This window comes from Spiroplasma sp. TIUS-1, from assembly GCF_010365785.1.
Classification (GTDB): Bacteria; Bacillota_I; Bacilli_A; order Mycoplasmatales; family Mycoplasmataceae; genus TIUS-1.
The window spans coordinates 605,523-630,601 of record NZ_CP048387.1; the positions used below are offsets into that span (position 1 = coordinate 605,523).

Annotated in this window: 19 protein-coding genes; 1 reads left to right on the forward strand and 18 read right to left on the reverse strand. The window is 28.6% G+C overall.

The genetic code is table 4. The annotated features are described in order from the left end of the window. Nucleotides 1–39: 39 nt before the first annotated feature. The 9 genes from pyk (STIUS_RS02720) to STIUS_RS02760 all read right to left on the reverse strand — a co-directional run bounded on the left by pyk (STIUS_RS02720) (nucleotide 40) and on the right by STIUS_RS02760 (nucleotide 11,972). Nucleotides 40–1,476, reverse strand: a complete 1,437-nt coding sequence (gene pyk / locus STIUS_RS02720; protein WP_162649846.1) for a pyruvate kinase — start codon at nucleotides 1,474–1,476, stop codon at nucleotides 40–42. Nucleotides 1,477–1,564: 88 nt separating this feature from the next. Then, the gene (gene pyk, locus STIUS_RS02725; protein WP_162649847.1) at nucleotides 1,565–3,031 is read right to left on the reverse strand and encodes a pyruvate kinase; all 1,467 of its coding nucleotides are present in this window, start codon (nucleotides 3,029–3,031) and stop codon (nucleotides 1,565–1,567) included. A 2-nt stretch (nucleotides 3,032–3,033) separates the two neighbouring features. Continuing rightward, nucleotides 3,034–3,999: a 6-phosphofructokinase gene (gene pfkA / locus STIUS_RS02730; RefSeq protein WP_162649848.1), complete on the reverse strand. Its 966-nt coding sequence runs from the start codon at nucleotides 3,997–3,999 to the stop codon at nucleotides 3,034–3,036. A gap of 34 nt (nucleotides 4,000–4,033) precedes the next feature. Beyond that, entirely contained in the window at nucleotides 4,034–4,618 is a 585-nt protein-coding gene (gene hpt / locus STIUS_RS02735) for a hypoxanthine phosphoribosyltransferase (protein WP_162649849.1), read from the reverse strand. Nucleotide 4,619: 1 nt separating this feature from the next. Beyond that, the gene (gene ruvX / locus STIUS_RS02740; RefSeq protein ID WP_162649850.1) at nucleotides 4,620–5,045 is read right to left on the reverse strand and encodes a Holliday junction resolvase RuvX; all 426 of its coding nucleotides are present in this window, start codon (nucleotides 5,043–5,045) and stop codon (nucleotides 4,620–4,622) included. A 1-nt stretch (nucleotide 5,046) separates the two neighbouring features. After that, on the reverse strand, nucleotides 5,047–6,966 hold the full coding sequence (locus STIUS_RS02745) for a M13 family metallopeptidase (protein WP_162649851.1): 1,920 nt from the start codon (nucleotides 6,964–6,966) through the stop codon (nucleotides 5,047–5,049). Between the two features lie 237 nt (nucleotides 6,967–7,203). Next, entirely contained in the window at nucleotides 7,204–8,607 is a 1,404-nt protein-coding gene (locus tag STIUS_RS02750) for a glycoside hydrolase family 1 protein (RefSeq protein ID WP_162649852.1), read from the reverse strand. A 2-nt stretch (nucleotides 8,608–8,609) separates the two neighbouring features. Next, entirely contained in the window at nucleotides 8,610–11,108 is a 2,499-nt protein-coding gene (locus STIUS_RS02755) for a glucose PTS transporter subunit IIA (protein WP_162649853.1), read from the reverse strand. A 108-nt stretch (nucleotides 11,109–11,216) separates the two neighbouring features. Next, nucleotides 11,217–11,972 carry a hypothetical protein gene (locus STIUS_RS02760; RefSeq protein ID WP_162649854.1) on the reverse strand — a complete coding sequence of 252 codons (756 nt, stop codon included), beginning with the start codon at nucleotides 11,970–11,972 and terminating at the stop codon, nucleotides 11,217–11,219. A gap of 257 nt (nucleotides 11,973–12,229) precedes the next feature. Between STIUS_RS02760 and STIUS_RS02765 the strand changes: the two genes are divergently transcribed. Then, on the forward strand, nucleotides 12,230–14,173 hold the full coding sequence (locus STIUS_RS02765; protein WP_162649855.1) for an ABC transporter ATP-binding protein: 1,944 nt from the start codon (nucleotides 12,230–12,232) through the stop codon (nucleotides 14,171–14,173). Nucleotides 14,174–14,381: 208 nt separating this feature from the next. On the opposite strand, the gene STIUS_RS02770 is transcribed toward STIUS_RS02765, so the two are convergent. From STIUS_RS02770 to STIUS_RS02810, 9 genes are all read right to left on the reverse strand, one after another. After that, nucleotides 14,382–16,124, reverse strand: coding sequence for a hypothetical protein (locus STIUS_RS02770; RefSeq protein ID WP_162649856.1), 1,743 nt, complete (start codon nucleotides 16,122–16,124; stop codon nucleotides 14,382–14,384). Beyond that, nucleotides 16,124–16,924: an ATP-binding cassette domain-containing protein gene (locus STIUS_RS02775; protein ID WP_162649857.1), complete on the reverse strand. Its 801-nt coding sequence runs from the start codon at nucleotides 16,922–16,924 to the stop codon at nucleotides 16,124–16,126. The genes STIUS_RS02770 and STIUS_RS02775 overlap by 1 nt, the downstream gene beginning before the upstream one ends. Before the next feature lie 509 nt (nucleotides 16,925–17,433). After that, nucleotides 17,434–18,615 carry a DUF2130 domain-containing protein gene (locus STIUS_RS02780; RefSeq protein WP_162649858.1) on the reverse strand — a complete coding sequence of 394 codons (1,182 nt, stop codon included), beginning with the start codon at nucleotides 18,613–18,615 and terminating at the stop codon, nucleotides 17,434–17,436. A gap of 201 nt (nucleotides 18,616–18,816) precedes the next feature. Beyond that, nucleotides 18,817–18,957: a hypothetical protein gene (locus STIUS_RS02785; protein ID WP_162649859.1), complete on the reverse strand. Its 141-nt coding sequence runs from the start codon at nucleotides 18,955–18,957 to the stop codon at nucleotides 18,817–18,819. Between the two features lie 24 nt (nucleotides 18,958–18,981). Then, nucleotides 18,982–19,374 (reverse strand): hypothetical protein, encoded by a 393-nt coding sequence (locus STIUS_RS02790; protein ID WP_162649860.1) that lies wholly within the window; start codon nucleotides 19,372–19,374, stop codon nucleotides 18,982–18,984. 8 nt (nucleotides 19,375–19,382) lie between these two features. Next, nucleotides 19,383–19,817 (reverse strand): hypothetical protein, encoded by a 435-nt coding sequence (locus STIUS_RS02795; RefSeq protein WP_162649861.1) that lies wholly within the window; start codon nucleotides 19,815–19,817, stop codon nucleotides 19,383–19,385. 366 nt (nucleotides 19,818–20,183) lie between these two features. Beyond that, nucleotides 20,184–21,533, reverse strand: a complete 1,350-nt coding sequence (gene eno / locus STIUS_RS02800; RefSeq protein WP_162649862.1) for a phosphopyruvate hydratase — start codon at nucleotides 21,531–21,533, stop codon at nucleotides 20,184–20,186. Between the two features lie 99 nt (nucleotides 21,534–21,632). Continuing rightward, complete coding sequence (locus STIUS_RS02805; protein WP_162649863.1) at nucleotides 21,633–22,334, reverse strand: hypothetical protein; 702 nt, start codon at nucleotides 22,332–22,334, stop codon at nucleotides 21,633–21,635. A 155-nt stretch (nucleotides 22,335–22,489) separates the two neighbouring features. Next, entirely contained in the window at nucleotides 22,490–25,072 is a 2,583-nt protein-coding gene (locus STIUS_RS02810) for a hypothetical protein (RefSeq protein WP_162649864.1), read from the reverse strand. Between the last annotated feature and the right edge of the window lie 7 nt (nucleotides 25,073–25,079).

The following is a 25,079-nucleotide window of genomic DNA, read 5'->3' on the forward strand; positions in this document are numbered from 1 at the left end:
AAAATAAAATAAAATAAACCTGTTAAGGTTTAAATTTTATTATTTAACTTTAATTTCTGAAATATTATCGTTGTGTACAAATAAGATTGTTTCACCTTTTTTTGCCCCTCAAGCTTTTGCAATCTCAATAATTTCTGATTCTGATTTTTTGAATTTTTCAAAGTCTTTAACTACGTTCATGAAGATTGAGTGTCATACACCAAATGCTGTTCATAATTTTTCTTCAGCTGTAACTCCTAAAATAGTTACATTTGGTCTAAATTTTGAAATTGTTTTTAGTAATTCACCTGTACGAGATGCAACAACTGCATATTCGTATTTACCATCAGTTGCCATTTCAGCTAATTTATTTGCAATAGCTGCTCTTGGTCCACTTGATGTTTTTCTTGCAATTTCTAATTGTTTTGCATAGTATAACTTTTTGTAAAATTCAATTTCTGCTCTTTGGTTAATAGTTGACATTGTTTTTGTAGTAATGAATGGGAAATCACCGTTTGCTGATTCTCCAGATAACATAGTTGCATCAGCTCCTAATTCTGTAGCTCAGTAAACGTCAGTAACTTCAGCTCTTGTAGCTTGTGGGTTATCTGTCATTGACTCTAACATTTGAGTAGCAACGATAACTAATTTACCTGCTTCTCTACATTTTCTAATGATTTTTTTCTCTCAGTAAGGTACTTCTTGGAATGGAATTTCTAATCCTAGATCTCCACGTGCAATCATGATTCCTGCTGATTCTTCAATAATTTCATCGATGTTGTCAATTCCAACTTCTGATTCAATTTTTGAAATAATTTGGATGTGTTCTCCATTGTGTGCTTTTAATATATCTTTGATTTCTCTTACATTTGCTGCTGTATTAACAAATGAAGCTGCTATATAGTCAATTCCATTTTCAATTCCAAAAATAATATCATTTCTATCTTTTTCAGCTAAGAAATCTAATGAAAATTGAACACCAGGTAAGTTAACACGTTTGTTATTTTTAACCATGTGTGTATTAAATGCTTCACAAACTACTGTTTGTCCTTTAACTGTTTTAACGTGCATTGTTAATTTACCGTCATCAATTAAAACTACATCTCCAGGTTTAACGTCTTTAGCCATGTCATATGACATTTGAATTTCGTTTTCTCCGCATTCTTTTGTTGTAAAGTCGGCTGGGTTTGTGTAAATAGTTACAGTTGCCCCTCTTTTAATTTCTTGTTTTCCGCCTTTGAATTTACCAACACGAATTTCTGGTCCTTTTGTATCCAATAATATTGAAATTGGTTTGTTTATTTTTTTTCTAATGTTTTTAACTCATTCGAATCTTTCACCATGTTCTGAAAAGTCAGCGTGTGAAAAGTTCAAACGTACAGTTGTCATACCATTATCAAATAACTCTTTAATCTTTGCTTCTGAGTGAGTTGATGGTCCTATTGTAGTAATAAGTTTTGTTCTTTTTACTTTACCTGTAAAGTCATAAATCTTCATAATTTTTCTCCTAAATATAAAATGATTATAGCAAAACCAAAAAAATTATATATGGGTTAATGATAAATAATTAATAAAAAAAGAAATCTTATTTAACTAAGATTTCTCATGTTTTATTTTTTCTAGCAACTAAAACTTTTTCACCAATTTCAGCACCTCAATGTTTAGCTATTTCAATTAATTTCTTTTCATCACGGAAAACTTCATCGATGTTTTCAACTCTGTTCATAAAGATTGAATGTCATACACCAAATTTTGTATAGTTTTCTTTTGATTCACAAACACCTAAAATAGTTATGTTAGGTCTAAATTTTGAAATAGTTTTTAATAGAGCACCTGTACGTGAAGCTACAATTGCAAATTCATATTCACCATCTCTAGATTTTTTAGTTAGGTTCTCAGCAATTTCTGCTTCTGGTCCACTTGATGTTCTTATCGCCATTTCTAACGCTAGATCGTAATATGTTTTTCCATAAAATGCTAATTCAGCACGTTTATCAATCATTGACATAACGTTTGTTGTGATTTCAGGATATTTACCTGCAGCAGATTCCCCAGATAACATAGTTGCATCAGCTCCTAATTCAGCTGCTAAATAAACGTCAGTAACTTCAGCTCTTGTTGGAGCTGGGTTATCTGTCATTGATTCAAGCATTTGTGTTGCCACGATACAGATTTTATTTGCTTTTCTACATTTTCTAATAATTCTTTTTTCTCAGTATGGAACTTCATAGTAAGGAACTTCAAGACCTAAGTCTCCACGAGCTATCATAATTCCATCACCTGCTTCAATAATTTCATCAATATTGATTAGACCAATCTTAGATTCAATTTTAGAAATAATTTGAATTTGCTCACCATTATTAGATTTTAAAATATCTCTAATTTCATTAACGTTTGCTGCACTGTTTACAAATGAAGCAGCAATGTAATCAACTTTATATTTAGCACCAAAAATTATATCTTCTTTATCTTTAGTACCCAAGAATGGTAATGAAAACTCTACACCTGGTAAATTAATTCTTTTATTATTTTTAATATCATGTGAGTTAAATGCTTTAACAAATATTTTTTCTTTTTCTACTTTAATAACATCTAATCTTAATTTTCCATCATCAACCAATACTTGGTTTCCAGGTTTTAAATCCTGAGACATATCATATGAAACGGCAAATTCTTTTGCTCCACATTTTTTATTGTTAAATGAAGTAACGTCTGAAAGAATTGTAATTTCTTGTCCTGCTACTACTTTTAAAGTCCCTTCAGCATTTGTAGCCAAACGAATTTCAGGGCCTTTTGTATCTAGCATAATTGAAACGGGTCTTTTAATGTCTTTTTGAACTGTCCTAATAAACTCAATAGTTTTTAAATGTTGTTCTTGAACACCATGAGAAAAATTTAATCTACATACGTTCATTCCATTTTCATATAAAGCCTTTATTTTTTCTACACTGTTTGTAACAGGGCCAATAGTCGTAATTACTTTTGTTCTTTTATTTCTTTTTTCTAAGAACTCTGGTTCATAGAATTCGAAATCTAATTTTTTATTTTTCATTTTTAAACCCCTTTATTGATCTTTCTAATAGCGTCATATTCTTGTGTTCTGTCTTTTGGAGCAGCGTTTAATGTTGATTCAATATCTCTACCAACTAATGTATTTCCATCTAAACCTATGTAAAGTGCTGACTTACCTGCAATCAATTGTTCAACAGCATAAATACCAAATCTTGTTGCTCAGTATCTTTCCATTGCTGTGGGTTTTCCACCTCTTTGGATATGTCCTAGAACTGTATGTCTTGAATCATATCCAGTTTTTTGCATAATTTCTTTTGCTAATTCTTCTGCATTAAATTGTTTTTCCGAAACTGCAACAATAACACTTCTGTGGTTTCTTTTTTTCAATTCGTTTACTTGTGAAATAATTTCTTCTTTTGTCAAAGGAGATTCTTTTGTAGCAATAACTTCAGCACCAGTTGCTGTTGCTCCAAATAGAGTTAAGTCTCCACATGCATTACCCATTATTTCAACAACCATACAACGATTATGTGAGTCTGCTGTATCTCTAATTGCATCAATTGAATTAACAACTGTATTTAAGGCAGTATCAAAACCAATTGTTAAATCTGATGAAACAATATCATTGTCAATTGTCCCAGGTAGTCCGATACAGTTAATTCCCATTTTAGATAATTTTTCTGCACCTTGATAACTTCCGTCACCACCAATTACAACTAATGCTTCAATTTTTAATTTTTTAAGATTTTTAACAGCTACTTCTCTAACTTTTTCTTCTTTAAATTCTGGAAGTCTAGCAGAACCAATTACAGTTCCACCTCTACTAACAATTGAATCTGCAAATTTTATATCTGCTTTACTGATTTGATTTGTTATTAAACCTTTATACCCATCTTGAACTATTCAAGGTTGAATATTATTAGCAAATGCCGTTTTAATAACTGCAGCAACTGCAGCATTCATTCCTGGGGCATCTCCACCACTAGTTAATATTGCTATATTTTTCATGTGTATTTTCTCCAAATATTATTAATTATAATCTTTATTTCTCTCAATTTCAATCTTGATATTTTTCAACATCTAAACCACCAAGATAAGGAAGGTTTCTTAATCTTTCATCTAAATCAAAACCAAAGCCAACTAAAAAGTCATCTGTTTCCATTTTAATAGCTGTAAAATCGGTTTTGATTGATTTATTTCTTTTTTTATTATTTACACGATCAACTAAAGTAACTGTTCTAATTTCCTTAGGATTTCTTAATCCTAAATAATTTTTTACATATTTTAAAGTTGCACCAGATTCTAAAATATCTTCAACAATCAATACGTGTCTATCTTCAATTGACACATTGATGTCTAATAACATTTTTGGTGTAGCTGATGCTTTTGTTTTTCCCAAGTACGAAGAAACAAGCATGTATTCAGTAATACATTCAAATTTTAAATGTTGTACCAACTCAGCCATAAAAGGAACAACACTTTTTAATATTCCTATTATTACTAATGTTTGTTCTTTCATTTTTTGTTTTGAATAGTATTTATTTAATTCATCTGCAACTTGTTTAATTTTTATTTGCAATTCTTCTCTTGTAAATAAAATATCTTTTATTAGTGGATGTTTTTCCATATTAATTTTTCCCCTCTTGTAAATATGTTTCTAAAATAAGTACAGCTGCCATAGTGTCCTTTTTTTCTTTTCTTTTGTTTTTACTAATACCTAAATCAGACATGATTTCTTTTGCCATACGTGTAGTCATTCTTTCATCAACACGTCTGATTTGATCTTCGGTAATTTTTGTGTGCTCTAAAATTAAATTAACAATGTGTTCTACCATCTCAATTCTAGGTCCTATTGATCCGTCCATATTATATGGATATCCAACTATTAGAATTTCAGGTTTATTCTCGTCAATTTCTACTTTAAGTTTTTTAACACCTTCAATATAATTCTCTCGTGTGAAATAAATTGTTTTATTAGGAGTAACAATTAGTCCTTGGCTAGTTGCAATACCAATTGTTTTAGAACCCAAATCTAATGCCATGTACTTTGCCATGCTATCAAATCCTAATTCTATCTTCAGGTGATTTATACATCTCATCGCCTTCTTTTAAATTATAAAATTCTTGGAATTCGTCAACATTAACAAGTACACCGTTTACACGGAATTCACTTGGTGAATGAGGATCAACGTTTATTAAGTATTTAGAAACTTCGGGTGTTTTAATTGATTTTTCAACATTTGCAAATGATCTAAAGTATAAGTCCATATCTTCTGGTTTTTCAGCTTTTAGTATTTGTAAAGTAGCAACAACTCCTCCTAAATCAGCAATGTTTTCTCCAAGTGTTAAATCACCTTTTACATTAAGACCTTCAACTTTGTATGTTGAATATTGATCTGATAATTTTTTGGTAATCAATTCAAATTGTTTTCTATCTTCAACAGTTCATCAATCATTCAAATTTCCATTTGAGTCAAATTTAGAACCTTCATCATCAAATCCATGAATTATTTCATGTCCAATGACTGCGCCTATTCCACCTAGGTTTGTAGCTAGTGAAGCATTATAATCGTAAAATGGAGCTTGCAAAATAGCTGCCGGGAATGCTATACAATTTTCCGGTGGATTGTAATAAGCATTAACTTCCTGAGGATTCATGTATCATTTATTTAAATCTACCTTACCTGTTTTCAATTCATTCATTGAAATTTTTCTAAAATGACGTGCAAGTGATAATGAATTTTCAACTAAGTTTGAACCTTCCTCGTATGATTTTATAACTACATCACTGTAATCTTCTCATTTGTCCGGATACCCAATTTTTAATGTGTAATTATCCAATTTATGTAAAGCTTTTTTCTTTGTCTCTTCACCCATTCATTCAAGTTTAGAAATACGTACTTTATACACTTCAATCATCTTATGAATCATATCAATTACATCTTTTTTAGCTGAATCTGAAAAATGCTTTTCAACATATTTCATCCCTAAAATTTCACCTAAACTACCTTCAACTTTTGCAATAGCTCTTTCACGTAAAGGCTTAGGTTCTTTAACTCCACTAAATACTTTTCCAAAATCGAATCCAATTTGTCATAATTCTTCGTGCAATGAATTTGAAAATCCAGAAAGAATATCGACTTGCATTAAATCAACTATTACTTCTGAATCAATTGTAGGTAATACTTTATTCAACTCTTCTAAAAACTTAGGCTCAGAAAGAATTATTTTTCTTGCTACATCTAATCCAGAAGATTTAAAAAATTTATTTCATTCAAATAGCGGGCAAAGTTTATTTAAGTCTTCAATTGTAACTGGGTTATATTGTTTTTCTACATCTCTACTTTCAACTGGAGTTTTAATTGATTGAGCCATTGTGTGTTCAAAGTCATATATTTTTTGAACTTTGGCTTCAATAATTTTTTTATCAAGTGTTGGATTAATCATTTTTAATAAATTACCTAAATAAATAAAGTATTCTTTTTTAATTTTTAATCCATCTTCTGATTCATCATTATAGTAATCACGAGTACCTAATCCTAATCCCATTGTTGAAATGTATAAGATATTCATTTTTGAATTTTTTAAATCTTGATCAACACCAAATCCAAAAAATGTTCCCTCAAAATTTTCTCTTAATGAAATTGTTAAATCAGTTAAGTCTTTAACTGATTTATACATTTTTGGAATTTCTAAAATATGTTTTATAGGATCTAGCCCTAATTTATTTCTTGCATCAAAGTTTAAAAAGTTATTGTACAAGTTTGCAACTTTAACTTCATTGCTATTTTCTTTATATTTATTTTTGTTAGTAATCATTTCATCAATAATCAGTCCTACATTGTCTTTAGCTTCTTTTGCTAGTATATGAAAAGACCCTCATGATGAGTATCCTGTGGGTATTTCAGTTGTAGTTAATCATTCATGATTTACATGACCATAAAAGTCATTTTGCAGTGTTGGTTTTGTTTTCATAGGTCCACCTTTGTTTGAATTAATACTATTATATATAAATATGAAAATAAAAAATCATATCCACCAAGATATAATTTTATTTATACTAATAATTTTTTTACAAAGTTAAGTTTTATATTTTTATCAATAGATTTATATTTTTTATTTTATTACTGGCTCTATTAAGTAACTACAAATTATGTTGCCAAAATAAAATAATATGTTTAAAAAGCAAAAAATAGCATAGCTATTTTTTGATTATAAGTTTTTTCCGTTTGTCTTAATTACATCTTTATATCAAAAGAAACTTTCTTTTCTATGTCTTGACATATCTTTTAAGTCAAATTCATCTCTATTTACAAAAACAAATCCGTATCTTTTTGTTGAACCTTCATGAGTAGAAATTAAATCTATTGCACTCCATGGATTGTATCCCATAATCTCAACTCCATCGTTTAATGCAACTTTCATTTCTTTTAAATGATATTTGTAATATTCAATTCTATATTGATCATCAACTTTTCCGTCAATAAGCTTATCATGACCTCCAATTCCATTTTCAGTAATTATTAAAGGTAAATTATATCTATCATACAACTCTCTTAAAACATTTCTAAATCCAATTGGATCAATTTCTCAACCAAATTGTGTTTTTGTTAGATTATCATTTGGGACTTGTTGATACATTCCTTCCAAACTTCTAATAACTTGTTGGTCTGTTAGCTTTTGCTCTTTAAATGATTTCTCAGGCATAGCAACAGTACTTGAAGCATAATAGTTGAATGCTATAAAGTCTGGCTTCGCTAATTTATCATTTAGAACATCCATTTCTCCTTCTTTGATTTCAAACATTGAGTTTTGTTTTTCAAGATAATTTAGTACTAAATAATGATATCTTCCAAATACTGCAACATCTAGAAAAAAGAAATTTCTCATTATTCTTAAATTAAATGTAGCGGTATTATCAATTGGTTTTGTAGAAGCAGGATAAGCTGGATTTATATTTGGAGCTGGCCCAATTTTACCTTCTTTTACCATTTTATGACATAAGATATTTGCCTTAGCTTGAGATAGCATCATATGGTGATTTACTTGGTATTTAGCCTTTAACTTATTGTCGCTTTTACCAAAATCAATTCCCACTATTTCACCAAATAACATCATTATATTTTGTTCATTAATTGTTAATCAGTGTTTCACTCTATCTCCAAAGTTTTCAAATAGCACCTTTGCATAATTTTCAAATGCATCAACTATTTTTGGATTTAATCAACCGCCATCTTTATCAAGAGCAGCAGGAAGATCAAAGTGAAACATTGTGATAATAGGTGTTATTTTAAACTTCAATAGTTCGTCAATTAAATTATTGTAAAACTTAATTCCATCTTTATTTACATCCCCAATACCTTTTGGTATAACACGAGATCATGAAATTGAAAATCTGTATGATTTAAATCCCATTTCAGCCATAAGAGCAACATCTTCTTTTCAATGATTAAAGTGATCTGATGCAACTTTAAAATCCGTTGTTCCTTTTGGTATATTTTTTCTTACATCTTGAACAGATGGACCTTTACCTTCGGCATCTCACCCACCTTCAAACTGGTAAGCGCTAGTTGAACCGCCTCATAGGAAATCTGTTGGGAATTGTTTATATTTCATTTTTAACCTCCAAGTTTTTTGTTTAATACAAAGTCTTTATTTTTATATTCAAATTCTTTTTTATCAATTAATTCATAGCTCAAGTCAACAGCATATAATCCATTTTGATATAATGGTTTGATATCTTTTAGATTACTCAAATTTGTTTCACTTGATACTTTTTCCAATATGTTTTCTATTAATTTCATGTCTTTCATATTTTGTTCCAAATAAATTTCTTTAATTGCTTCCAGTTCTAAGCTTAACAGTTTAATTTCTTTGTCTAATATTTCGACTTTTTCATCAATGTTTAATTTTAAATATTTATTTGCATATATATTATATTTATCAACATTATCATAATGATTCATAGCCTTTTTAAATAAAGTCTCTTTTTTCAAATCGTTTTTTGCAATAATTTGTTGTTTTTGCATTTCTACTCTTTGCAATTTAATGACAGCATTTTCATATTTTTTATAGTTTTCATTTGACTTAATATTTTCATAGATATCATTTAATCTACTTTTTAGTTCAGTAACTTCTGATGAATTTCTATCTTTTTGTGTTTGCATAACAAATGCTTTTATTAATAAGTCATTAGCTTTTTTGATTGAAGTTTTTTCAGTCTTTCTGTCTTTGTAAAGTACAAATGTAATAGCAAAGGCTAGAGCTAGAGTAGCAAATCCTAAACCCACTGCCAACAATGTTTGAGTAGTTGTTGCAAAACCCATGTACGAAAGTACACCGGTACCAGTTCTTGTTGTTTGTTCAACACCTATTATTCCAGCGATAATTCCGACGATTCCAGCAGCTGTACAAGCTTGAAGAAATGGTCATACTTTTGGTAGGTTTATTCCATAAATAATTGGTTCAGTTACTCCAAATATAGATCCGGGAATTGCACCAAAGGCTGTTGATTTTATTTGTAAATTTTTGGTTCTAATACCTACCGCAATAACTGTACCAATTTGAGCCATTACTGCCAATTGAGTTACAGCATACATTGTTGATGGATGCCCATTAATCATTTCTTGGCCTAGAGCAGTTACTATTGCCACATGAGTACCAGATAATACTAATGGTTGCCACAAGAAGGCAAACAATCCTGCCCCAATACCAAATGGTATTTTTTCTAATAACTGAATAAATTCAGATAGTAATTGTTCAACTATCCCTAAAGCAGGACCAATTGTAAATATCATAATCATAAATGATATAAGCATAACTGATGCTGGTCTAACTACTATGTCTACAGATGTAGGCATTCATGATTTTACTCATCTATCTAGATAAAATAGTAAGAAACCTGCCGAAATCATAGGTATTACTGTACCCTCATAAGATTTAACTTTCACAGGATTATCAAACAATTTAAATAGTGTTCAGTCTAATACTTGTAAGTGTCTGCTTGTTAATAATAAAGCAAGGAATAGTCCCATTATAGGATCTCCACCTAAATATTTTATTGTGTTATACAAGAATACAAATCCAACTAATTCTAGTCCAACTTTAGCAAGAGTATAAAATAATACATCCCATGTTCCATATCCAACTTGTCCAGGATTTTTAAGCAGACCAGTCTGAACAAGTGTTGCTTGTAAACCAGCCAACAAACCTGTACCCAAAATAATTGGTAATGCAGGAATAATAATACCTGCTATTGCTGGCAAAATTTTATTTTTGAAAGGAATTTTTTTGGTTCTTAGTAAACTTTGGTCTTTATTAAATGAATCTTCTTTACCTGATAAAATTTTGTCGCATTCCAACTTTATTTTATTTACTTCTCCACCAATGATAATTTGTATTTCATCACCGTTTCAATTTATTCCTTTTACAATATTTAATTTTTTTAAACCTTCACTATCAACTTTATCTTTATCAACTATTTTCATTCTCAAACGAGTCATGCAGTTATAAACGGATTTTTGATTTGTTCTACCAACCAACTTTAAAATATCATTAGCAATTTTTTCATACTTACCCATTTCTTTTTGAATTTTTATTCTCTTCTCATTGGAATTGTCAGTTGCTTTTGCTTTCTCATTTGAAGATACAAATTCATATTCAAATTCAAATAATAAATCACCTTGATTTACATGATCACTTATATTTTTATTCAAAAATTTAAAACTTTTTAATTCAGTAGTATCAATAACAATAGGTGTTTCTGCTGAAATTTTTTTTGCATCTAATAATTTAAGATTTAAATTAGCGATGTGTGTGTGTGTGTTTACTGTTTGACCTACTTTAACTTTCACATCGAAAGGTTTACCATTTAATGAAACAGTTTCTAGGCCAATATGCATTAATAAATTTATATTATTACTTGAAAAGTAATACGCATGTTTGGTATCAGCAATCATTTCGATTTTTGCATCATTTAATGGTGAAAAGTATTCTTCAGAATCCGGAATTATAATAATTCCATCTCCAAGCATTTTTTCAGCAAACGTTTTATCGCTACATTTTGTAATATCTAAAACTTTTCCACTAACAGGGGCTAATATTTTTATTTTATTCATATACCTCCTCTCTAATTGTTTTTGACAATTGGATAATTATATTTTTTCAAAAGTAAGGTAAAAATGAAACAAAAAAACTAGTTTATATTTTTGTTCAAAATAAATAAACTAGTTTATGCTTAGGTTTAATAAATTTGTTAAGATTTTTATTATTTGTTGATGTCTTATTAATTGTCTTACCTCAGGAGAATACCCAATTACATCATTCATTACAAAATAATTATTTGGATTTAAAATTCTAACCTTACTCAATTGAGATTTTGTAGAAAATACAATGTAATTTAATTTTTTACTAAAAGCTCTTTTGATATATAAATTTGTTTCGTTTGTATCAAGACCTGTAACAAAAAATATCAACAAATCATCATCAGTTGCCTGATCAATATATCCCTGTTCAATTTTTCTGTTATTAGCATAAAATGTTGGTTTCATTGAAATCAGTCCATGAGCAAATAAATTCATTGACTTAGGATCAACCTCATAACTAGGAATAATAAATACTTTGTTTGCCAATTTAATCATTTGAGCAAAGCGAGTTAAATATGGAGACATGCTTTCTATGTCATCTTCTTCATCTATTAGTTGCTTCTTCTTTTCAACTACTTTTTTGTCTCCAATTATTTTTGTTTCATAAAACTCTTGCTCTACCATAAGTCTAATTATCATTTCCTTATAGCCTGCATATCCAATTTTCTTAGCAAATTGAGTTAGTGTTGATTTATGGATATTTAACTTTTTAGACAGTTCACTACTTGAAGGTAAAATTTTATTTGGTTCATTAATTAATAAATATTCAGCAATCAAAAACTCAATACTATTCTGATTTAAAATGATAATATTTTTTAGTTTTTCTTTTACATGCATCTTTTACCTCTGCCAATAAATTATATTAATATTTTATTCCTGTTTAGTCACTTTTAATTTTTATTGTTTTCAAGTGCCAAAAATAAGTTGACTTGTTTTTTTATTTAAGTTATTTAATTTCTACATATCGTAAAAAACTAAACTCCAATGTGATTATTAAACTAGTTTAAGCTCATATATATTTTAAATTGTTTATTATCTAAGAAAAATTAAAAGTATATAATTCATAAGTATAGCAAGTGCTAAAAGGAGATTTTATGGCTAGAGAAAATAAGCTTAAGTTTAAAAATTCCAACATCCAAATTGAAAAGATTCTTCTTGATTCAAAATTAAATGATCAAACGATTAATCAAGAAAAATATGATGAAGAAATAAATAAACTAAAAATAAAAGAAGAAAACTGAATTGCAGAAAAAGGAACTTTTTTCTCAATTATTGCTCAATATTATAAAAAGGAATGAAAATTAGGTTTACTATTTTTATTCTTAACAGCAATAACAGCTACTGTTTCAATAATGCTTCCATTACTTACTCAACAAATGATTAAAGCAATTATGATTGATGTAACTGCTGGTGGAATGGAACAAAGTGGATACTGAGGATTATTATGATGAGAATCATTACTAATTGCAGTTGGAATTGTTGTTGGTAATATGTTTATTCAATTTGGTACACAATATATTGGTGTAACAATGGGTAAACGTATTGAAATTGATTTAAGGAATAGAGCGCTTGAAGCTTTAATTAGACAAGATATTTCATATTACTCTGATAAAAAAATTGGAGAACTAATAACAAAGGTTGTTTCTGATACTCAAATTGTTGGGGATCAAGCAGCAACAATCCCTTCTACAATATTGAGCTCAGTATTAACAATTACTGCATCAATGGCATTAATGTTTGTATTCCAATCAGTAATGGCTGCATCAATTCTTGGAGTATTTCTAGTAATACTTCTATTTATGACAGTTGCATTTGGTGTTTCTAAAAAAGTTATTACCAAAGTTCGTACTGTTATTACAGAAATTAATGGTAACGTAGTTGACAGAATTAACAACGTAAGATTAGTTAAATCATCTGGAACTGAACTATATGAAACAGAACGCTTCAAAGAAGTACACAAAGACTATTATAAATGAACTAAAAAAATGGCTAAAGTTCAAGCAATGATGGTTGTTATATTATTTGGTGGAATTTCATTATTACAACTTATGACAGTTGCAATGGCAATGATCATTTATCATGATGCAGGAAAGGAAGCTCTGGCTTTCTTTACAACAGACTTTGCCTCATTTCAAATGGCTCAAGGAACAATGGTTGGTGCCCTATTCCAAGTTGTAATGTTAACAATGGGAATTGCTCAAGCATCAGTTGCTTCAGTACGTGTTAATAACACAATTGAATCATCATCAATCATGGATATGCATTACTTTGACGGAGTTGAAGTTGATAACATATTTGGAGATATTAACTTTAAAGATGTTATGTTTGCTTACCCAGAAAAACCAGATAACATTATTTTGCCTAAGTTTAGTTTTAAATTTGAACAAGGAAAATCATATGCTTTTGTTGGAGAAACAGGTTCTGGTAAATCAACAATAGCAAGAATGTTGTTACGTTTCTATGACCCTACTGAAGGTCAAATTTTAATTAATAAAGACTTGGATTTAAAAGATGTTAAATTATCTACTTACTTAGATCATGTTGGTTATGTTGAACAAGAACCACAAATTCTATATGGTAATGTTTATGACAATGTTAAATACGGTAGATTTAATGCAACTAATGAAGAAGTTATTGAAGCTTGTAAAAAAGCAGATCTACATAACTTAGTATCAACTTGATCGCACGGTTATGATACTGTTCTTGGTGAACGTGGATTCATGCTATCTGGTGGTCAAAAGCAACGTCTAGTTATTGCTAGAATGTTCTTAAAAGATCCACAATTATTAATTCTTGATGAAGCAACATCAGCTTTAGATAATATTGTTGAAAAAGAAATTCAAGAAAAATTAAGCGAACTAATGGTTGGAAGAACTTCAGTTACTATTGCGCATAGACTATCTACAATCAAAAATGTTGATCAAATTGTAGTACTTGGTGCTAATGGTGGTGGAGTTGTACAAACTGGTACATTTAATGAACTAAAAAATAAACCAGGACACTTCCAAAAACTTTACAAAGCCGGATTAATGGATTAAAAATAGTTTACTTACATTAAGTATAAATATTTAAATATAGCAACTAAATTTTGTAGGCAAATCAATTAGATTTATATTAAAAAAACGAGTATTTTATTACTCGTTTTTTTAATATAAAAATATCATTTATTTCAATAACAACTGCGAATTTCATTGCAATTTTTTTGAACTAAAGTTTACTTTATTAACTCACTAAAATAAACTAAAACTATATTTTCATTTTTCTTATAAAAATCAAATATCCAATACCCAGAATAACAATTGAAAATATGAATCAACATAAAATAGCTACACTTGTATAAAACATTTTTCCCTCTATTGTTATAGAAATAAAGTTTGATTCATCATATGTTATAAAAATTTCATCTTTTCCGTTTCCATCATCTTTAACATCAGATTTTATTATTTGATTTGAAAATGGTCTACTAAAATCATTTTCATTTATTCTATTTCCGACCAAGTCATCCCCAAAATAGTTGTTTGACATAATTTGATTAAACATAACTCAAGGATTAGAATACAATTGAACTTTTGCATACCTATAATAAGTATCTAAATCAATTTTTGTATTACTTTTTGCTGGAAAAGGAACATTTATAGCTGCATCTAATGCTTTGATAAAACCTGTTTGATAAGTTCTACCTCCAAGAGAAATATTTATTGAACTCAACCAGTCATTATCTTCAGAATTTAATCCAGAAGTTGAATCTTTAACTCAAGCATTTTCAAAAAAGTTTCACTTATTTCATTGACTTGTTTCTTCAGGCTCTCTATCAAAGGTTATAAATGATGACTTTATAATTCTTTCAATCAAATTATTAAATCTAATTAGTTCTTTTGTAGATCTGCTATCAGAATTTAATTTATTAATTAATTCATTAAATCCACCTTTTATGTCTAAACCAAGATGAAGTTTTTCATTTGCACTTACGGAATTTTTTGTATAGTAAATTGAATTTGTTCAAATGTTTTTGCCAAAATCATTAGATTTATTATATGGAGAGTCTCCCATTGGTTGTAATTTCTTGACCTCTAACAAATATTTAAACAAAGGACTATTTAAATAATCATCATTTGTGTATTTGTAGATACCATCATTTATTTCTATACCATCACCAGAAAACTCAGTTAACAATCCAGCAATACCTATTGTATAAATATTTTTATCACTTTGAGGTGTTTTACTATTTGCTGTTGTTAAGCTAATTGAATCACGTAAATCTTTAAAACTAATAAGCATTTCATGTACAAATCCATCCGGATATTCTTGTTCAATATCTCGTACTTCCTTAGCAATCATATATTTTTCATAATCACGAAAAATTTGTCTAGATGATGAATAATCTCCAATACCTGAACGACCCATCTCTCACAACATTGACATCACAGGGGTTATCATACCAAATATAGCCATTAAACAACCAAAAACTCCTAAAAGGATATTCAAACTAAAAGTAGATAATATTGCTAATACTCCTGACAAAATAAGGTCAAATAATACCAACACAATAAATCCAATTGATAAATTGAATAATATTAGTGAATATACTGGAGATGGAGATATTATTCCAAAAATAATAATAAATAGAGTAAATAAAAATCATGATCCAATTGACCATACTTTTGACAGTAATATTCTTTGTCAAAAACCTACAGTACTAGATATTCCGCTTCTTTTTTCTAAACTCATCGTTCCATCAGTAATTGACCTTGAAAAATATTTTGAAAAAACTAATAAATTTACAATTGTAATTTGAACAATCCCTATAATATATAAAATAATTCTCATTAGTGAATGGGTTCCATTATTCATATCTGAGTCGCCTTGCAAAGCAAGAGTAAATATTGATAATATAGTTACAAATAAAATTATCATTACAACAGATGTAATTCATAAAACTTTTGACTTTAATGTAGATTTAAAAAAATATTTAAATATAGTTAATTTCATTATTTGTCCTCACTTTTTGAAAAAATGTTTTTCAATTTAGAAGAATCATAACTTTTTGAGTCGGATTTTTCATGGTTTATTGTAATGTGCTTTTTATATAGATCTTCAAGTTTTCCGTCTCTCTCAATTGAATATTTGTCATCGTATACAATTTTTCCATTTTTAATTAAAATTGCCTTATTAATTAAATTTTCCATTTCGTCAATTATGTGGCTAGTGATAACTATGCAAATATCAAGTTCTTTTGCAAGAGTAAATATGATGTTGTGAAATTCAATTCTTGAGTCTACATCCAAATTTGCTGTTGGTTCATCAAAAGTTATAATTTTGGGATTTGTTATTAACACACTTAATAGTAGTGCTCTTTTTTGTTGTCCTGAAGATAGTTGATCAAATCTAGATTTTCGCAAATCCTGAAGGTTCAAAAAGATAATTAATTTTTCTAAAGTATCATTGTATTCTTTAGGGGAAATATTTTTTAATTCGGCAGAAAATTTAGCAAACTCAATTATATTAAAATGTTTGGGAAAATTATTTTGATCCGGAAAAAACGCCATACCCTTCAAGTTATCGAGTTTCATTTTAATATTATTTATAAAAATCTCACCACGATCAATTTTGTATTCATTAAATAGCGTTTTTAATAACGTTGTTTTACCAGCTCCATTATTACCAATTAATCCAACAATATCGCCTTTATAAACAGAAAAGGAGATATCTGAAATACCTCTCCTGCTTTTAAAAATTTTTGAAACATTTTTAAATTCAATTATTACATTGTCTTTATTAAAAGAATTCATCACTTGTTACTCCTAGTTGAAAACCCATGTATAAGCAAGTAATCATTTATTTAAGTCTACATAAACTCTAGAGAATGATTATTTGAATTACCTACACAAATTAACGCATATTCTGTTTTCATTGATATTAAATTAATCTCATTTTCAAAATATTTCAAATGATTTGCTACTTGTAATGTTCATTATTTTTTTATTTCTATTTTGTAATTTGATTAGGTACTTAACATTGTAGTTCCATTAGTTGTGTTGAAATTAGAAAAAAATAATATTAATAATAATTTATTAATGATTATTTAGAATTTACAATAATATTTTATCTTATTAAAGAGTAATTGCAATATATAACAAAATATAATCAACCCTTCTCTCACTCAACTTTTCACAGCAAACAAAGTTCAAAAAAATCTTAGTTTTTCATAGACTTCTTTTAAGCTCGATGGAATTAAGTGTGACAATACAAATGATTAAACTTATAATTCGAGTTCAATATTTTTTTATAAAATGAAAATTTAATCTTCAATTGATTCATCGAATACTAAGTCTATTTTGCTTATTTTTTCAAGTTCTTTAACTAAAGATCCAAATATTTTTCTTCTAATTTTGTCATTACCGGTTTCAATTGCATTAGCGTTCTTTAGTAAAGAATATTTAACTTTGTCAAAGTTATCTAGCTGTTTTTTTACATCTTTTACAATCATAGGAAGTTTAGTTTCCATAAACTCAACCAACTCACCTCTAATCTTTTGAAGATCACTCATAAGTTTTTCTGAACCATTCTTATTCATTAAGTTTTTTTCTAGCACATAGTACTTTCTTTCAACATCGATAATTTGTCTAATAATTTGTCCAACAAAAGAAAAACTAGTTGCATCAGATATTCAGATGTTATCAAAATCAGGATGCTTGTAGAATGGTGCTTTTGCAGAAACAGCAATCAAAATACCATATTTGGCTTTTTGCTTTGCAATATCTTCACTTAATTTTGATAATCAAGAATCTTTTCACTCTGCATTCTTAACTTCATAAACAATCTTTCCAATTTCAACTTTATCTTTTTTTACAATTTGTAAGAAGTCAGCTTTAGTATCACCTATTGTGATTTTTTTAATTTCGTCTTCTCTTCCAAACACCTTGATTAATTCAAGTTCAACTTCAGTTTCAAAATTTTCACCTTTTGTTTTAACATGGATTAATTTATTTGTAGCATTAGCTATTTTTAATTCTTCAACTTCTTTTGAATGTTTTTCAATTAAATCTGCTTTTATTTCAAAAATTTTCTTTTCACTATCAGATACAAGTTTGGCAAATTTAGTACTTCACTCATTTTCAAGTTTAATTTGTTTCAATTCAAATTCTCTTTCTTTTTCATCACTCAATGATTTAATTTTAATTTCAAGTGATTGTTTTTCACTTCTCAATTCATTGATTAACTTTTCATTTTTTGATTTTAATTCATCTTCTAATGATTTTTGTTTTTTTGAATACTCATTTTCAAGTTCCAATTTTTTTAATTTTAATTCAGTATTAAATTTATTTTCAAAATCACTACTACTCTTTTTAATTTCGTTTTTAATGTACTCTTCATTCTTTACTTGAAAAATTTTGTTGTAAGCTTCAGTATTGTGCTCAAATAGATCTGATATTAATATATCTTTACCACACTTGGGGCATTTAAGTATGTTTTTATTCATTTTTTCTCCTTTTTATTATTAAGCAAAAAAATACATTCACTTAAATGCATTGTTATAACTTAATCAATTTTTAGTTTAGGCGCTAATATAAGAATCTTATTTGTATTAAACATACAATCAATTTATTGCATTGCTAAACTCCGAATTTAAACGGCATTTATATTATAAGTAAAAAGAGATACATTGTACCTCTTTTATAAATTATTTATTTAGTGGTTTTCAAGTTCCATCTTTTAATTTGTAAAACTCTTCTTTACATTTAACGCATTGAAAAGAGTCTCTTGGTCCTACCATAGGAACTTGTTTAGTTCCTGTTGATTTCATATCGTGAATACATGTCATTTTTTTAACTTTCCTTCTTAAAATTTATCTTTTTTTTATTTCTACATTAATTTCAAATACTAAGCTTTGTCCTGAGTTATTTTTAATCAAAATTGCTCCCGTGCCTTCCTTAATACCATCTATTTTAAATAATTCATTATCAATAACGACAATTTCAAATAATTCTTCAGATTTAAATTCTCCATCATTATCGAAGTAACTTATATTCATATTGGGTGTAATACCTGAGTGAATTTTATAAACTCTAGGTTCACCTATATAAACTTTTGAAATAGGATTCTCTAGTGTGATAATTTTGCTAACAGATTCATCCTTAACATCGTTAACTTTTGTTGTTGCTATAATTGTGGCTGTTCCAGCTGTTGCAATAATTAACGAAGTTGCTACTATTGGAACTAATATTTTTTTTCTGATCATAATTTCTCCTAAATCACAAATTCTACTGAATCTATTTTTACAGTTGTCTTTGCATATGTTACAGATCCTCATGAACCAGCATAAACCCATATTCAACTTCATAAGTCCATATTATCATCAACTTTAAATGAAATATGATAAGAGGTATCTTGACTAGCTCAACCTTCACTTGATTTCATTGATCCCTTCAGTTCATATTCCAATTCAAGTGGAGACTCTGATTGATTAACCATTCTTAGAATTGAAATTGGTCCGCTTGATGAAGTTTTTTTACCATTCTTATGTTCCATTGTTTGGGAACCAATTACTTTAACGAGTGACTCCTCTTTCTGTAACTGATATTTTGTAATTTGGCCTTCAAACTTCGTTCCTAGATTGGCAACGTGTTTTCAACTAGTTTGCTTTGATTCTCCTCCACCAGATCAACCCTTTTCGACTTCCAAAGAGCTGCTAAAACTAATTGGATAACTTTTGAATTTAATATTCCTATTAAGTTCATTGATGTTAAACTGTGATGAATAGTATGAGTATTATACATTTGATACTGAGATTGTTGATATTACTGGTGAAACTATAATTGTTGATATTGCTAATAATTTAAGCTTTTTCATTATTCAATCCTCAATTATTTATATATCTTTATACACTCATATTATAATATATTCTTATCTCACAAAACAATTAACATAAAACAAAAACAAAAAAAACATCTTTGTTACTTAACATATCTATCTAATTACTATTAGTTACTTGTCTATATTCTTCATAAAAAATAAAAAATACCTTACGGTATTTTTTAAATTTTATTATTAGTCAATATTATAGAAAGATTTAATTCCATCGTAAATAGCTGCATCACCTAGTTCTCTTTCGATTTCTAGTAAACGGTTGTATTTTGCGATTCTATCAGATCTTGACATTGAACCTGTTTTAATTTGTCCTGTGTTTAGAGCAACTGCTAAGTCAGCAATTGTTGAATCTTCAGTTTCACCTGAACGGTGTGAAGTAACTGCAGTTCAGTTAGCTTTTTGAGCCATTTGAATTGTTTCAATAGTTTCAGTTAAAGTACCGATTTGGTTTAATTTAATTAAAACTGAGTTTGCAGCATTTTTTTCAATTCCTTCTGCAGTAATTTTTGGGTTTGTAACAAATAAGTCATCTCCAACAATTTGTACTGTTTTTCCAGTTTTAGCAACTTGTTTTTGGAATCCTTCTCAATCACCTTCTGCTAATCCATCTTCAATTGAAATAATTGGGTAATTTTTTGTTAATTTATCTAAGAATTCAACCATTTCATCAGTTGTATATGCTCATTCTTGTCCAGTAATTTTTTCAATTTTTTTGAAGTGGTATTTACCATTGATGTATAGTTCTGAGTTAGCACAGTCCATAGCGATCATAATTCCATCACGTCCTGTTTTGTAACCTGCTTTTTTAATAGCTTCAACTAATAAATCTAAAGCTACTTCAACTGGTGTATTTGCTTTGAAAGCTTCAAGTGTTTGTTCTTTATAAGCTCATTCGAAGTTTGGAGCAAATCCACCTTCGTCACCAACAGCTGTAATATCTTTTTTATCATGTAATAATTTTTTTAAAGCTTGAAATACTTCTGAAGCTCATCTTAATGATTCTTTGAATGACGGTGCTCCAACTGGCATAATCATGAATTCTTGAAAGTCAATAGCTGAGTCAGCGTGTTCTCCACCGTTAATAACATTTAACATTGGAACAGGTAAACGTCTTGCGTTTGTTCCACCAATGTATCTGTATAGAGGCATTTCTAATTCACTAGCTGCTGCTTTAGCTACCGCTAATGAAACTCCTAGGATTGCGTTTGCTCCCAAGTTTTTTTTGAATTCTGTACCATCTAATTTGATCATTGCTTTATCAATTGCGATTTGGTTTGTTACTTCCATACCAACAACCAATTTAGCAATTTTTGTGTTTACGTTTTCAACGGCTTTAAGTACACCTTTTCCATTGAAACGTTTTGCATCACCATCTCTAAGTTCAAGTGCCTCTCTGATTCCTGTTGAAGCTCCTGAAGGAACTTTAGCTGAACCAAAACCACCAAACTCTGTAGTTACATCAACTTGAACAGTTGGGAAACCACGTGAATCTAGAACTTCTGATGCGATAATACTAATAATTTTTGACATCTTTATTTCTCCTATATAAATGTTTACATAATTAATTATATCAATATTTTGGTATAAAAACAAAGAGCATTTGCTCTTTGTTTTTATATTTAATTCATATTATTTGTTTTCATTTTGTAGTTTTTTTAACAATTCTTCTTGTTCTTTAATTTTAGCTTGAGCTACTTCTAATTCACTTTGTACTTTTTGTGTACCACTCATCATATTTGATTCATCCATTTTTGAAACGGTATAAGATTTTTTTTCATCATCAAATTTAAGTTCTTGTAAATATACTGATTTACTTATATCTGCAATTGGTGATCCATTAGCAAGATTTTCGTCTGCTTGTTTAACTCTACTTTTGTAAATCCTGAACATTTCTTCATCAATGAAATCATCCATGTGCTTTCCATCTTTGGTTTTTGATTTGGAAAATAAACTACCAGCAAATAATAGTATTCATGCAAAAACCATAAGTGCTAAACCTGATACAAGATAAGTTATTATGCTATATGGGCCAAAATTATTAATATCCCTTGAAGAGTACATAACTATTAATGGGCCAAAAGCAAAAAGTATAAACCCTATTGCCCCAATCAAAGAACTTGAAATAACAAATCAAACTTGGAACTTTCAAAATCATTTATAACATCCCAAATGGCTATCTTTAATACTATTTCTACCTAATCCAAAAGCCATACCCATAAACATACCCGTCATACTTCTACCACCAACAACGTTAGCATTTTGATTATGAGATATTCTTTTTTGTAATTGATATTCTTTAATTGGTGTTTGACACAAATTACAGTGCTTCATTTTTTCTATCTCCTGTGATTATTAATAAATATATTTTATAGTAAATTTTTTTATATTATTTATTATTTAATGGAATTTCTTATAAATATTTTTAGTTACCTAATGCTTTTGAAAAAAAAAAAAAAACGACCTAGTCGTTTTAGTTTTTATTTAAATTATTCAACATATTTGAAATCTTTATCCAAAGTTGCTAATTTTAATCCTGAATATTTAGATCTATCATAACTCAAATATGCTTTTTTAGATCTTGTAATTGCTCCATTATCATACAGTGTTGGCATACTAGGAAGTATTTTCCAACCTCTATGTAAGTATTGTGAAGAACCATATCCAACAGTTGAATAACTAAACGGTAATACAAATGACATTTTAACTGAAGGTAATACAAATGGATCATATATTGGAATCATAAATGATTTATCAATTAACATTAATTTCTCTGCAGTTGCAAAACCTTTAAACCTATCATCTAAATTTGATTCTTCACTAGCATTTTCTACTAATTCAGTATACTGTGCAATATCTTTAATAAAACTTGTAAATTGATCTTTTGTTTTATCGTCTTTAGCTACATATGAAGTATTTAACATACCTTGTAAATCAGAATACTTAAGTTCTTCACGTTTTTCTTTTCATTTATTTAAGATGTTTGAAGTTTGCCTTGCATCTATTATTCTGTGTAAACCATAGTAGTTTGCAAGATCTCCATTTAATTTATGAGTATTTAAATATGAAACTGGATCAGAGAAATCTGGTGATCAACCCAATACTAATAAGTCAAAAGCCGCATTACTTCGTTTTGATTTGAATTCAGATTCATCATTAGTTTGGTCTTGAACAATAGTAATATCAATTCCGTCTTCTTTTGCAGTTCTATTAAAAATATCAATCATGTTTTGTGTATAAATATTTTCTGTATTAGAACGAGCTCCGTTAGTTAAATGATTTAGTCTGACAGACTTTGAACCAGCTAGTTCATTAAATTCTTTTCTTACTGAATCTAAGTATTTTTCATTTTCTACTTCAAACTCATTTTCATCAGTAATACCACGTATAATTTTATAACCTTCAGGAACTTCACCACCTGCTTCGTTTTCAACTACATTTTTATGGTATGAGTAAAAATCACCACCTGGTTTTAATAATTCAAATAGTTCTTTGGCTTCTGGAGTATTAATATTTATTTGTCTATCTTCATTACTTCCTATCGCTGCAGCCAAATATTCTACATAATCAGTTTCACCAGCAAATGCAAAATTTGTTGGTGTAAATGTATTTACTGTAGTTGCAGAAATATGTCTTTCTCCTTTTTTATCAAATGCAGATGAGTAATATTTTGACATTCAAGATTTTTGAATTGTTGTCATTAAATATTGACGCATAATTGACGAAGTCAAAATTCTTGAATTTAATTCACCTTCTGGAGAAGGATTAGGATTCCATAAATTTGTGTTTATAGCGTTCATATATATTCCATATGTTGCTTGTGCTTTAGAACCTTCTACAGTAACACCTTTAAATTTTGGATTTTCTGGATCAGTTCCAACATATGTATTTCATCCTTGAGGATCTGTCGGTCTAAGTTTTAATTCAGTTAAATCACCAGATTCAAATGATGTTCTTAATTCACCATCAGTCGCTTTTGATTTAAAAGTTTTTGTCATTTTATTAAAATGAATATCTTTTTGATTTACATAATATTTATTTTTTTCATATTCAACCGATTGAGAAAGTTGTAATTTTTTCAAAACAAAAGGACCAGAATATAAAGCTGTTGATACAAAGTTTTCTGTTGTCATATAGTTTGCAAATGAACCAGCTTTAGCATCATCTGAAATGTTAACTGCTTGATATGGCAATGGTGCAAATGAAGCATAAGTCATTAGCGAATCAAAGAACGGCATTGGAACATTATCTAAGCCTGTTCATTTAACATAAAACGAATCATTATCATATAATGAACCTTTACCAGGATGAGCGTTATCTGGGTCATTATCTGTTCCCACTAATTCTTTAACCCTTCCAGCTGTTAAACCTAAATAAAAAGTTTTTAATTGTTCTGTTGAAGTAACAATTGAAAAACCTGAAGTCCCATCAAAACTGCCATCTTCATTACCCACTTTATTTGTAATTGCTTTATGAACTTTAGTATATCTTTCAATAGATTTACCCTCACCTTTATCAGCTTCTGTACCATTACCATTATCAATGTAATCAATAATTTCTGCTGCTCCATAAATATATGAGCCCCAAAATGATTTAGTTTCACTAGCTGTATTTGGGTGAGCTATATAAAGAAAAATATTTAAAAAATCGGTTCCTTTAATATTGTCAAAAACTTGATTTTGAGAATTAGTTCATTTTGCATTTTTATTAATTAAATAAGTTCAAGTTTCAGCTTTACCATCAGTTCCTTCAATTCGATTACCAACAAATTGTGATCCACCTTCTTTATCTATAGCAGGATCGAATTTAACAGCAAGTTCACCAATTGTTCTCCCAAATGGATCTACAGTAACTAAAGGTACGTTTAAATCTGAAATTAATTCAAAATCTTGAGCTTGCATTGTTTTTGCAGACACAAGTGAGTTTGGATTAAATTGGAAATATCCTTTAAAATGGTCAGTGTCAACTTTACGCTGTAAAAGTGAATTGAAAGAAATACCACATGATACAACTGCTGATGCAGTTAATGTGATTCCCATTACCGATGTAAGTGTAAAGATAAGTTTTTTCATATATCTC